Here is an 11,661-nt window from a genome sequence, read left to right as displayed (position 1 = left end):
AGCTGAGACAATTGTTTATAAGCAGCATAAGATAAAGTAATATTGGCGTTTACTGAAAATCAGTAAACGCCAATATTTCAAAAAAGAGGTAATTATGTTTGTAGTACGCTGGATTTTAGGTCGGTTAATCCTATTGTTAAATTTTATTTTTAGTCCCAAAAAACGTCAACGTCCTGAGTCTGAACAAGCTGAAATTGATTTACAAACACAAAACTTGTCACTTTATCAGTATAATGCCTGTCCTTTTTGTGTCAAAGTTCGTCGAGAAATGCGTCGTCAAAACTTAAATATCGCCTTAGTTGATGCTAAACAAGACAACAACAAACAGACCTTATTAATTGAAGGCGGTAAATTACAAGTGCCTTGTTTGAAAATTAATAACGATGGCAAAACTGAATGGTTATATGAGTCTAAGGCAATAATGAACTATCTCAATGACAATTATGCCAAAGCATAACGGCATATCATGCTATTAGGTATCATTCATTTATTAAATGGGCGTGTAAACACCATTGCTCGCTCTTAAATAGGTTTATGTCGTTTTATTTTTACAAAGGATTTCAAGTGATTAAATCTATAGCATTCACTATTTTGTTTATTCTACTAGCTGGTTGTAGTAGTACAACCATAGATCCAATGGAGTTTGCAGGCCAATTCAAAGACAAATTTAACACTCAAATCAAAGGCGATGGGATTAAATTATTTGTTTATCAAGCTAAACTTGCTACTGCCTCTGATAGAAATATCAATGATGGTCCTGCTCATCAACAACGTATCGATCGTCGGATGCAAGACGCACGTAGCTATGCTCAAGAAATGCGTGAAAAAGAAGAGTTTTTAGCGATCTGGACTGAGCAAGTTCAAGTAGGTTTGAATAAAACTATTGAAATGACTGGTTACTGTAAACAAGGCTATATTGAATTAAGTCGTTACATTGAGAATGAACGTGGTGAAATTCGCGGTGAATGTAATGACGGCGCAACGGCGGAAGATATCAGTCAATTTGGTCGCTAGGGATTTTGCTCAATATAGGATAAAATAGCGTTAATTATTTTTAAGATTGTTACCCAATAATCGAATACCTGCATACTGAAGATTTATTATGAACAAAAAACAAGTGATGATTAAGAAATTGGCAAAACGTGCTAAAGCACGCAAAAATAAAGTTGTGCCAGATAATCCAAGTACTAAAGTGAAAGAGCGTTACATATCAAAAGCTGAACGCGCAAAAATGACTTTAGAGCAAGAACAAGCGGCCATTGAACAAGTAGATGAGTCAGTGCCCACAGCAGAATAATTGAACATAAAAAAACGCCAATCAAATGATTGGCGTTTTTTATGTTCAATTATTAATATCGATTAACTATTATCATGGGCTATATCAGCAGGCATATCATCACGCAGTTTCTGCCAAATCTTGCCACTTTCTATCGCATTTGTTCGCATCAAACCAGGAATTGCTTGATAACTCTTATCTTTAGCTAATTTTTCAAGCTCAATATAAAAATTAAATGCCAGCTTTCGCGCTTCTTTACTTGAAAAGTAGTAGCGACCTACCCGACTATAAAGTCCTTTGAAACCATTTAAAATCAGCACATATAGCGGATTACCAGAAGCAAACGCTAAAGTGTGGTGAAGGCGATAGTCAAATTCAGCGTAGGTGTCGGCATCATCATCTAATTGATGAATTTTAGCTAACACATCCACAGCTTTATCTGGATTTTGTCTAAAAGAGGCTCTAAAGTAAATCGTACTCACGCTAGCGCGGGCTGACATAAGTTGATCAACCAATAGCGGAAATCCATCAGGGTTTAAATCGGCTATTGTTTCAAGGATATTAAGACCAGAGGTTTCCCAATAGTTGTTCACTTGAGTCGGCTTACCATGCTGAATTTTCAACCAGCCATCTCTTGCTAATCGTTGCAGCACTTCTCTTAATGTTGTGCGTGTTACACCGATAAGTTCCGAAAGCTCACGTTCAGCAGGCAAGATAGACCCTGGTGGAAATTTGTTGTCCCAAATTGAACGAACAATGTATTTCTCTGCAAAACTTGCAGGACCTTTGGCATTGATAATCATCAGCCTAGATTTCCTATACTTAGCGGTAGTAGCAATTATTGCTACTTCAATTAATACTGATCATACCAGAGAAGCTGTAAATAAAAACCATTGTTTAATCACAATAACTTCAGTGGTCATTTTATCACCACTACGAATTTGTTTTATCCCATAAAATCATTCATTTTTATGATGTAGCGCAAGCTTAATAATTACATTTAAGAATCAATTAAGCTAAACTATCGAAAAATACAATGTCAAAACGAGTGAGAATAAGATTATTTCAATAATAATATTCTTAAATTCAAATGATTAGTAAGTAAACATAGTCTTTTACAAGTTGAGCAGATATTAGTCAAATTAATCTCTGTTAACTTATGTTTTAAACATACTGGTATGTTCAAAAACAAACAGCCCATTTAGACATTGCGACTGACTTACATGATATTGGCACTTGGTTTGGCTATTTAATTGGTAACGTAACATTATCGGAGTGGCTATTATGCCTGCAACCCAAGCTGAGGCGATGTTTAGTAACTTTTTAGGCAATTCACCTAAATGGTATAAACTTGCAATTGTGGCATTTCTTGTAATTAACCCCTTATTATTCTTTTTCGTTAGCCCATTCATTGCTGGCTGGGTGCTGGTTATTGAATTCATTTTTACCCTCGCTATGGCGCTTAAGTGTTATCCACTTCAACCTGGAGGTCTGCTAGCAATCCAAGCGGTGATGATAGGCATGACATCACCCAGCCAAGTCCTACATGAAATAGAAGCTAATCTAGAAGTGTTGTTACTGCTCATCTTTATGGTGGCTGGCATTTATTTTATGAAGCAATTATTACTTTTTGCTTTCACTAAAATGATCACTAAGGTTCGCTCAAAAATTGTTGTATCGCTGATGTTTTGTGCTGCATCCGCATTTTTGTCTGCCTTCTTAGACGCATTAACCGTTATTGCTGTGATTATCGCTGTCGCAGTAGGTTTTTACTCGATTTACCATAAAGTGGCTTCAGGTAAAAACTTTAACTCAAGCCATGATCACACCAATGAAGACGCTAGCCCACAACTTAATCATGAGGAATTAGAAGATTTTCGCGCTTTTTTACGTAATCTACTGATGCATTCAGGTATTGGTACCGCGTTGGGTGGCGTTTGTACTATGGTCGGCGAGCCTCAAAACCTTATTATTGCCGCTCAAGCCCACTGGAACTTCGGTGAGTTCTTTATCCGTATGTCACCCGTGACTATGCCGGTTTTATTCGCAGGACTTTTTACCTGTTACTTGGTTGAAAAATTAAAATGGTTTGGTTATGGCGCACAATTACCTGATGCTGTTCATCAAATTTTAACCGACTATTCTAACTATGAAGATGAACATCGCACTCAACAAGATAAAGCAAAACTGATTATTCAAGTTTTAGTCGGTGTTTGGTTGATTGCCGGTTTAGCATTACATTTAGCATCGGTTGGCTTAATTGGTTTATCAGTGATTATCATAACGACTGCATTTAATGGTATTACTGATGAACATCAAATAGGTAAAGCATTCGAAGAAGCATTGCCTTTTACTGCTCTGCTTGCGGTGTTTTTTGCTATTGTTGCCGTAATAATCGATCAACACTTATTCGCCCCAGTGATTCAATGGGCATTAAGCTATGAAGGCAATACACAATTAGTGATTTTTTATATCGCTAATGGGTTATTGTCTATGGTCAGTGATAACGTATTTGTCGGTACTGTATATATTAACGAAGTAAAAGCCGCCTTAATTTCAGGTCAAATTACCCGCGATCAATTCGATTTATTAGCCGTAGCCATCAACACTGGTACTAACTTACCTTCTGTGGCAACACCTAATGGTCAAGCCGCGTTCTTATTCTTATTAACATCAGCACTTGCCCCACTCATCCGTCTGTCTTACGGCCGTATGGTGTGGATGGCGCTACCCTATACCATAGTGTTATCGATCGTTGGTGTAATGATGATTGAATCAGGCTTTTTAGTCGAAATGACCAGTTATTTTTATGATAGCCAATGGCTAATTCATCACTCAGCTAAAGACATTGGTGGCGTGGTCTCGGGTCATTAATATCGATTAATAGATAAATCTTAGAATAGACAATGGTCAATAAATATTTTATGGTCTACCAATAAAACAAACACCCTCATAGAGGGTGTTTTTCTTTCAATTAACGCAGGATAATATTTTGGCCGCATTACAACATTTTTGTCATCAACGCATATCTTGGGCGATTTTATTTATCTCAGGTCTAGGCCTCGAATGTGCTGCGCTGTATTTTCAATACGTCATGGAATATGACCCATGCGTGATGTGTGTGTACATACGAGTAGCTGTGTTAGGGATTATGCTATCAGCACTGGTTGGTTTACTTAACCCTAAATTTTGGATGCTAAGGCTGATTGGGATGGCAGGCTGGATAGTATCTGCTGTGTGGGGGGCAAAACTAGCGTTTGAACTTAATGACATGCAAGTAAACCCATCACCTTTTGCCACATGCTCTTTTTTTCCTGAGTTTCCTGCATTTATGCCATTGGATAAATGGTTGCCACAAGTATTTTCCCCCACTGGCATGTGCGGCGAATCAGTCTGGTCATTCATGTCGGTTAGTATGGTGCAATGGATGATTATAGGGTTTATTGTTTATGGCGTTATATGGTTTATCATACTGTTACCTGCATTAACACCCAAGCGCAGTAGCAAGTAGCAAGTAGCTCCATTAACTATCTGTGTTCAACAGTCATAAAAAAACAGACCTTGTGGGTCTGTTTTTTTATGATTGAATCGTACTTAGTCAAAATCTTGTAAGGGCCATAAAACAATATTGTCTTCAAGATACCTTACTTTCATTTCGTTTACGGTTTTACCTTTAACCGATACCCCTAACCTATGCATTTCATCTTTAGATCCGGTAATCAAAGGATGCCAGCTGGGTAAGTCACGACCTAAGTATAAACGTTTATAGGCACAACTTTCAGGCAACCAAGTAAGCTCAGGTAAGTTCGCTAAACTTATCACTGTGCACTCAGGTACATATTTAAAACGGTCACTATAGCGTTTACACTGACAGGTACTATCCTCTAATAAATGACAGGCTGCATTGGTGTAATAAAGTGCTTCGGTTTCATCGTCAATGATTTTATTTAAACAGCATTTACCACAACCATCACAAAGGGATTCCCATTGTACGTTTGTCATATCTTCTAATGCTGTGGTTTGCCAAAAATTCATGTTCCACTAATCTCTTACTCAATCACAATAAGTGATATTTTACCAAATTTAATCTCAGCTGAACGGGTAAAACTATTTACTATCGAAATTCAGACTGGCTTTATGTTGCTCAAGTAAATTTTCTTGGGGAGGTGGGATTTGTAAATAATAGCCTTTGGCTAGTAATTCACTTTTCACTTTTGCGATATCCGCTAATGCTAATGTTTCCCTTTTAGACAAAGGCACTAACATTACTAATTTAGGGGCACCAAACATTTTCATTAATGTATCAGGAACTGCATCAAAAACATCACGTTTCTCGACAAAAAGGTATGTTTCGGCCTTTAGACTGCTTTTATATACTGCACAAATCATTTTAGTGTAATTTTCCGCTATTTCAAACTTGATAGTCCACAACGCACACTATAACATGGTGTCTAATAAAATAATTGTAAATAGATTTACAAGCATAGAAATTTGGAGACTAGCGACGAGATGGCTAAACAAAATCTCGAGTTAAAAGCCACATCTTTTACTCTATCGGTACTTTATATTAATAATAGTAATTTAGATGTTGTTGCTTTAGAGCTTGATAAAAAATTAGCTGAGGCGCCTCAATTTTTTCTAGGTGCACCTTTAATTTTAAATCTTAGCGCCTTAGATGATACCCCTATTGATTTAGCTGCATTAAAAGCAATGTTGAATCAACGTCATTTGGTTATTGTTGGAATTACTGAAGCTTCTATCCCCTTTTCTGTTCAAGCTAAGGATTTAGGACTCGCTGTCGTTAGATCGGGGAAACAAGCAGCCACTGCGGCTATTCCACCTCGTGGAACTAAAATTGTTAAACAAAATATTCGCTCTGGCCAACAAATATATGCAAAAGATGCTGATCTAGTCATTTTTGGTGCTGTTGGCAATGGCGCTGAGGTCATAGCAGATGGTAGCATCCATGTATATGGCGCTTTACGCGGTAAGGCTATGGCGGGGGCAGGCGGTGATACACAAAGTGTAATCATAGCAAGCTCGCTTGAAGCCGAGCTTGTTTCCGTTGCTGGGCAATATTGGATTGCAGAAAACCTGCAACAGCATTGTCATGCTCAAAGAGGTTGTGTTCGCTTAGAAGGCGAGTCTCTCACTGTTGAAATATTGCCACAATAGGCAAATTTAAGGAAAAAATACACATGGCACAAATTATTGTTGTCACTTCAGGAAAAGGCGGTGTAGGTAAAACAACCTCAAGTGCAGCTATTGCAACTGGCCTCGCATTAAAAGGTAAAAAAACCGTCGTTATCGATTTTGATATCGGTTTACGTAACTTAGACTTAATTATGGGCTGTGAACGCCGTGTCGTTTATGATTTTGTAAACGTAATCAATGGTGAAGCCAACTTAAACCAGGCCATGATTAAAGATAAGCGTTGTGATAAATTATTTATTTTACCCGCTTCGCAAACGCGAGACAAAGATGCTTTAACCAAAGAAGGTGTTGGTAAAGTGTTAGAAGATTTATCCAAAGATTTTGATTATATTGTTTGTGATTCACCTGCGGGCATTGAGCAAGGTGCCATGATGGCATTGTATTTTGCTGATATAGCAATTGTAACGACCAACCCAGAAGTCAGTTCAGTACGTGACTCTGATCGTATTTTAGGTATGTTACAAAGTCGTTCTCGCCGTGCGGAGCAAAATTTAGAACCAATTAAAGAATACTTATTACTCACACGCTATTCACCTGCACGAGTGAAAACCGGTGAAATGCTCAGTGTTGAAGATGTGAAAGAAATCCTAGCAATTGAACTTTTAGGGGTAATTCCTGAGTCTCAAGCTGTATTGAAAGCATCTAACTCTGGGGTCCCTGTTATCATAGATCAAGAAAGTGATGCAGGCCTAGCATACAGCGATACGGTTGCACGCCTTTTAGGTGAAGATGTGGCGATTCGTTTTATAACAGAAGAAAAGAAAGGTTTCCTAAAAAGGATATTCGGTAGCTAATTATGTCCATACTTGATTATTTCAGAAGTACTAAAAAAACTAACACGGCCTCTTTAGCCAAAGAGCGTTTGCAGATCATTGTCGCCCATCAACGTGGTGAGCGTGGTGCGCCGGATTACTTGCCAAGAATGAAGCAAGAAATTATCGAAGTGATCCGTAAATACGTGCAAATCTCTGATGATCAGGTCACGGTTCAATTAGAACAAAATGATGATAATTTATCTGTTCTAGAGCTGAACGTGACTTTACCAGAAACCAGGTAGCGTAGAGCGTGGTAAGTCATTTATTTTAATGGCTTATCAACCTAATATTAAAAAGTAAAAAAGGATATGACTCATTGATATCCTTTTTAATTTTTAATTTTTAATATTAGCTTGGCTGTTATGACTAAGAGCAAGCGCTGAAATTATTCGCCATCGAAGCTAATATCATCTAATTTATGGCCGACTAAAGTGCCACGCCAACCTTGTAAAATTAACGGTTTATCGCCCTGCTTGCCTTCAAATAACCAAACTAAGAATTGATGAATTAACCGTTTAGAGCCAATAAACTCAAGCGGCACAAATTGTTGTTCGCTGATATCCGTTAAACGCGTTTTGATCAATTTAAAAGCTGACTTATAACCTGACTTTAGCGCAATAACATCTACTTCTTCTGGCGGGTTATTGATGTCTGCACTTGCCATGACTTTTAATAAGTCTTTTCCATGAAAACGTTTTTCATGGTCGGTTAAGTCATTTAGTTGATTTAACTCTGACAAGCTTGTAGGCGCTTTTTTAGCAAGTGCAATGAGTGCATGATCTTTTACTACAAATCCAAGCGCAAGATTTCGAGTGACGGCTTTTTCAAGACGCCATGCCGCCATAACTTTTAAGATAGCCAGCTGTGGGCGGGTCAATTGAAAAGCATTCTTAACTTTTAAATAGGCTTCTTCCAGGTCAACACCAGTTAAGCGCCCTTCGGTGATCCGCTCGCCTTCTTCATATAACCAATCTAGACGATTTTGTTCGGTAAGTTTTTGTAATATTTGTGGGTATAGTTGATATAAATAAGATACATCATTAGCAGCATATTGAAGCTGAGCCTCACTTAACGGACGTTTCATCCAGTCGGTTCGTGATTCCCCCTTGTCTAATTCAATCCCTAAACATTGTTCAACTAACTTTGCATAACCCAAGCCATGTCCCATACCCGCTAGACTAGCTGCAATTTGACTATCGAATAATGGCTTTGGTTGACAGTTGCCATAATGGGCGAAGACTTCAAGATCTTCACTACATGAATGAAGTAGTTTAATAATATTATCATTGGTTAATAATGCCCAAAATGACGATAAATCTTTGATAGCGACAGGGTCAATCAATGCTAGCGTTTTACCATCATAAGCTTGTATTAAGCCTAAGTGTGCATAGTAAGTACGGGTGCGAACAAATTCTGTGTCTAACACTAACAAGGTAGCTTGTTCATACTGCTTTACTAACGAGGCTAACGCATCATCATTACTTATATACTCGAACGCTAACACAGCTTACTCCATTTATGTTCAGGGCTTAGCAACAAAAAACCGGCTTAGATGCCGGTTTTAAATTTACGCTTTATTAGCTTCATCTCTAAGCTGTCTGCGTAAAATCTTACCCACATTGGTCTTTGGCAATTCATCTCGGAATTCTACCAGTTTTGGTACTTTATATCCCGTTAAATGATGGCGACAATGTTCAATCAGCTCTTTTTCAGACAATGACTTATCTTTTGCTACCACATATATTTTGACTAATTCACCGCTAGCATCGTTAGCAACACCTACAGCAGCAACTTCAAGTACTTTGGGATGCTGTGCTACAACCTCTTCAATTTCATTAGGAAATACGTTAAAACCAGAGACTAAAATCATATCTTTTTTACGATCAACTATGAAGAAAAAACCTTTTTCATCCATGTAACCAATATCACCAGTCGCTAACCAACCCTCTTTATCAATCACTTTGGTTGTTTCTTCAGGACGCTGCCAGTAACCTTGCATCACTTGCGGCCCTTTGGCAAAAAGCTCACCTGTTTGCCCTTGAGCTAAAATTTTTCCGTCATCGTCACGCACTTGAATTAATGTCGATGGTGCTGGAAAACCGATAGAGCCGTTATAACCGTCTAAATTATACGGACAGCAAGTAACTAATGGTGAAGCTTCCGTTAATCCATACCCTTCAAGTAAGCGCGTTTTGGTAATAGCTTGCCATTTATCTGCAACCGCTCTTTGCACCGCCATGCCACCACCAATTGACAGTTTCAGCCCGCTGAAATCTAAGCTTTTAAAATCATCATTATTAACTAAAGCATTAAATAAGGTGTTTACACCTGTTAATGCCGTAAAAGGATACTTTTTAAGCTCAGCAACAAATGCGGGAATATCTCTTGGATTAGTGATTAATAAGTTTTTGCTACCTTTATGTAAAAATAATAAGCAATTTACCGTTAATGCAAAAATATGATAAAGCGGTAATGCAGTAACAACAAACTCGGTACCATCATCTAATGCCGGTGAGTATGCGCCATTGGCTTGTAAAACGTTGGCAACAACGTTTCTGTGGCTCAACATAGCACCTTTAGAGACTCCTGTTGTGCCGCCAGTATATTGTAAAAAAGCTAAATCGTTACCTGTGACAACTGGCTTAACATATTGTAATCGGCGTCCTTTAGATAAACTGTCTCGAAATGATAGTGCGTGAGGTAAATGGTATTTTGGAACCATTCTTTTAATATACTTAACCACAAAATTGACTAAAGTTCGCTTTGGTGCACTGAGTTGATCGCCTAAGCCTGTAATAATGACAGACTCCACAGAGGTTTGATCAACCACTTCTTCTAGCGTTTTGGCAAAGTTAGACACAACAACAATAGCTTTCGCACCAGAGTCTGTTAATTGGTGCTTAAGCTCTCTTGGAGTATAAAGGGGGTTCACATTGACAACGACCATACCCGCACGTAATACACCAAAAAGCGCTATAGGGTATTGAAGTAGGTTTGGCATCATTAATGCCACTCTATCGCCTTTTTCAAGCTTCAATTCATTTTGTAAATAAGCGGCAAAAGCACGGCTTCTTTCTTCAAGCTTACGATAGGTCATAGTTGCACCCATGTTAATAAAAGCGGGCTGATCTGCGTATTTCGCTACAGCGCTTTCAAACATGGCAACCAATGAAGGAAATTGATCTGGGTCTATTTCAGCCGGTACATCGGCTGGCAGGTGCTTAATCCAAGGCTGGTCCACGTGTGTCTCCTGTAATGGCCACTATGCTAAGACGTGCATTCCCCGTCAGTGGCTAAAAGCGTTTTTCTGTTATTGGCTATTGTTATGATATGGCAATAATCAGTCAACGCATTGTTATTGTTATCGCCTATATTTAAAATCATACAAGCGTTTTAATTTTGAACATAATCACATAATCGACACGAAAATAATAGTGCTTTAAGCGGGATTAACATTTATTTTAGAATAAAAGCTCGAATCAATCTGAGTAATCCAACAGCATTCCCCATATGCAGATGATGATCGCCGTCTATTTCGGCTATTTCAAGATGTTTAAACCATTTTCTAGCCTGTGGTTGAGCTGATTTTAACTGCTTAAAACCCGTTTGTCCTAACACTAACAAGGTATCAGTAGTGCTTTGGCTCATTAATGCATCGACTTGTTCGAAACTCATTCTATAAACTGAGTCTAACTTTAACCGAGGATCGCTGCGCCAATAGTAAAGATTATCAATATACTCAAGATTTCTTTTAGCAATAAGTCGACACCATATTTGATCCATCCCTGTCAGTTGTTGTCTCGCTTTTACCACGATGTCAATTGACGCATACCCTTTAGTGTCGGTTTTTAACGGCTTAGTGAGTAAATGAGTATGTTGGGTAAAACTGCGACTTATTCTTGATGCATTATTATTTGCAGCTTCGAATAAGGGAGAAAGCGCTTCGATAAGAATTAATTGAGATACTCGTTGGGGAAAACTAGCGTTATAAGCACTTGCAACAATGCCGCCAAGGGAGTGGCCTAATAGAATGATTGGTTGAGCTAGATCCGGTTGAATAAAATTAATAAGCGCATGCAAATCATACAAATAATCCACCCAGTGCAGTGGATATTGTCCTGGTCTGTGGTCTGAAAAACCGTGTCCTGGCCAATCAAAAGTGATGAGTTGATGGTGGTTAGCTAGATCTGATTGTAAAAAAGCCTCGGCCAAGGGGATAAAACTGTTTAAGTTATCTAACCATCCATGACAGGCCAAAATAATAGGCTTATCGGCATCACCATAACGGATAGCCGATAACGTTAAATGAGCCAAAGCTATTGTCATCGGCTGACCTTGTTCCACTGCTGTGGAATA

The 11,661-nt window shown here is 38.4% G+C and carries 14 protein-coding genes; 8 read left to right on the top strand and 6 right to left on the bottom strand.

Annotated features, from left to right (window positions below):
• Positions 1-94: 94 nt before the first annotated feature.
• The 3 genes from L0B17_RS10450 to L0B17_RS10440 all read left to right on the top strand — a co-directional run bounded on the left by L0B17_RS10450 (position 95) and on the right by L0B17_RS10440 (position 1,297).
• Entirely contained in the window at positions 95-457 is a 363-nt protein-coding gene (locus tag L0B17_RS10450; protein ID WP_235084638.1) for a glutathione S-transferase N-terminal domain-containing protein, read from the top strand.
• A gap of 107 nt (positions 458-564) precedes the next feature.
• A complete protein-coding gene (locus L0B17_RS10445) occupies positions 565-1,014 on the top strand; it encodes a hypothetical protein (RefSeq protein ID WP_235084636.1) in 450 nt (149 codons plus the stop codon).
• Between the two features lie 88 nt (positions 1,015-1,102).
• Positions 1,103-1,297: a DUF2986 domain-containing protein gene (locus tag L0B17_RS10440; RefSeq protein ID WP_235084634.1), complete on the top strand. Its 195-nt coding sequence runs from the start codon at positions 1,103-1,105 to the stop codon at positions 1,295-1,297.
• A gap of 62 nt (positions 1,298-1,359) precedes the next feature.
• Here L0B17_RS10440 and fadR read toward each other — a convergent pair whose 3' ends face one another.
• Positions 1,360-2,079 carry a fatty acid metabolism transcriptional regulator FadR gene (gene fadR / locus L0B17_RS10435; RefSeq protein WP_235084632.1) on the bottom strand — a complete coding sequence of 240 codons (720 nt, stop codon included), beginning with the start codon at positions 2,077-2,079 and terminating at the stop codon, positions 1,360-1,362.
• Positions 2,080-2,560: 481 nt separating this feature from the next.
• On the opposite strand from fadR, the gene nhaB reads away from it, so the two are divergent.
• Together nhaB and dsbB are read left to right on the top strand one after the other, a co-directional pair.
• The gene (nhaB, locus tag L0B17_RS10430) at positions 2,561-4,150 is read left to right on the top strand and encodes a sodium/proton antiporter NhaB (RefSeq protein ID WP_235084630.1); all 1,590 of its coding nucleotides are present in this window, start codon (positions 2,561-2,563) and stop codon (positions 4,148-4,150) included.
• A gap of 118 nt (positions 4,151-4,268) precedes the next feature.
• A complete protein-coding gene (dsbB, locus tag L0B17_RS10425) occupies positions 4,269-4,787 on the top strand; it encodes a disulfide bond formation protein DsbB (protein WP_235084628.1) in 519 nt (172 codons plus the stop codon).
• An 83-nt stretch (positions 4,788-4,870) separates the two neighbouring features.
• On the opposite strand, the gene L0B17_RS10420 is transcribed toward dsbB, so the two are convergent.
• The gene (locus tag L0B17_RS10420) at positions 4,871-5,311 is read right to left on the bottom strand and encodes a YcgN family cysteine cluster protein (protein WP_235084626.1); all 441 of its coding nucleotides are present in this window, start codon (positions 5,309-5,311) and stop codon (positions 4,871-4,873) included.
• Between the two features lie 72 nt (positions 5,312-5,383).
• Positions 5,384-5,665 carry a YcgL domain-containing protein gene (locus L0B17_RS10415; protein WP_235084625.1) on the bottom strand — a complete coding sequence of 94 codons (282 nt, stop codon included), beginning with the start codon at positions 5,663-5,665 and terminating at the stop codon, positions 5,384-5,386.
• Between the two features lie 120 nt (positions 5,666-5,785).
• Here L0B17_RS10415 and minC point away from each other — a divergent pair, with 120 nt between their 5' ends.
• Genes minC through minE form a run of 3 tightly spaced genes read left to right on the top strand, consistent with a single transcriptional unit; the run spans position 5,786 to position 7,547 of the window.
• Complete coding sequence (gene minC / locus L0B17_RS10410) at positions 5,786-6,451, top strand: septum site-determining protein MinC (RefSeq protein ID WP_235084623.1); 666 nt, start codon at positions 5,786-5,788, stop codon at positions 6,449-6,451.
• A gap of 23 nt (positions 6,452-6,474) precedes the next feature.
• Positions 6,475-7,284, top strand: a complete 810-nt coding sequence (minD, locus tag L0B17_RS10405) for a septum site-determining protein MinD (protein ID WP_235084619.1) — start codon at positions 6,475-6,477, stop codon at positions 7,282-7,284.
• Positions 7,285-7,286: 2 nt separating this feature from the next.
• Entirely contained in the window at positions 7,287-7,547 is a 261-nt protein-coding gene (gene minE, locus L0B17_RS10400; RefSeq protein ID WP_235084618.1) for a cell division topological specificity factor MinE, read from the top strand.
• 143 nt (positions 7,548-7,690) lie between these two features.
• On the opposite strand, the gene rnd is transcribed toward minE, so the two are convergent.
• The 3 genes from rnd to L0B17_RS10385 all read right to left on the bottom strand — a co-directional run bounded on the left by rnd (position 7,691) and on the right by L0B17_RS10385 (position 11,631).
• Positions 7,691-8,809: a ribonuclease D gene (gene rnd, locus L0B17_RS10395; protein ID WP_235084616.1), complete on the bottom strand. Its 1,119-nt coding sequence runs from the start codon at positions 8,807-8,809 to the stop codon at positions 7,691-7,693.
• A 63-nt stretch (positions 8,810-8,872) separates the two neighbouring features.
• Positions 8,873-10,546, bottom strand: a complete 1,674-nt coding sequence (gene fadD, locus L0B17_RS10390) for a long-chain-fatty-acid--CoA ligase FadD (RefSeq protein ID WP_235084613.1) — start codon at positions 10,544-10,546, stop codon at positions 8,873-8,875.
• Positions 10,547-10,761: 215 nt separating this feature from the next.
• On the bottom strand, positions 10,762-11,631 hold the full coding sequence (locus L0B17_RS10385; RefSeq protein WP_235089748.1) for an alpha/beta fold hydrolase: 870 nt from the start codon (positions 11,629-11,631) through the stop codon (positions 10,762-10,764).
• Between the last annotated feature and the right edge of the window lie 30 nt (positions 11,632-11,661).

The sequence above is a fragment of the Shewanella sp. OMA3-2 genome (assembly GCF_021513195.1).
In the GTDB taxonomy this organism is placed as follows: Bacteria; Pseudomonadota; Gammaproteobacteria; order Enterobacterales; family Shewanellaceae; genus Shewanella.
The sequence above is the reverse complement of the archived record's forward strand: the minus strand, read 5'-3'. Positions and strand labels throughout refer to the sequence as shown.

Coding starts and splice junctions, on each gene's coding strand:
- L0B17_RS10385 (WP_235089748.1), bottom strand. CDS start 11,631: ATGACAATAGCTTTGGCTCATTTAACGTTATCGGCTATCCGTTATGGT.
- L0B17_RS10415 (WP_235084625.1), bottom strand. CDS start 5,665: ATGATTTGTGCAGTATATAAAAGCAGTCTAAAGGCCGAAACATACCTT.
- minE (WP_235084618.1), top strand. CDS start 7,287: ATGTCCATACTTGATTATTTCAGAAGTACTAAAAAAACTAACACGGCC.
- L0B17_RS10420 (WP_235084626.1), bottom strand. CDS start 5,311: ATGAATTTTTGGCAAACCACAGCATTAGAAGATATGACAAACGTACAA.
- nhaB (WP_235084630.1), top strand. CDS start 2,561: ATGCCTGCAACCCAAGCTGAGGCGATGTTTAGTAACTTTTTAGGCAAT.
- L0B17_RS10440 (WP_235084634.1), top strand. CDS start 1,103: ATGAACAAAAAACAAGTGATGATTAAGAAATTGGCAAAACGTGCTAAA.
- L0B17_RS10450 (WP_235084638.1), top strand. CDS start 95: ATGTTTGTAGTACGCTGGATTTTAGGTCGGTTAATCCTATTGTTAAAT.
- minD (WP_235084619.1), top strand. CDS start 6,475: ATGGCACAAATTATTGTTGTCACTTCAGGAAAAGGCGGTGTAGGTAAA.
- minC (WP_235084623.1), top strand. CDS start 5,786: ATGGCTAAACAAAATCTCGAGTTAAAAGCCACATCTTTTACTCTATCG.
- fadR (WP_235084632.1), bottom strand. CDS start 2,079: ATGATTATCAATGCCAAAGGTCCTGCAAGTTTTGCAGAGAAATACATT.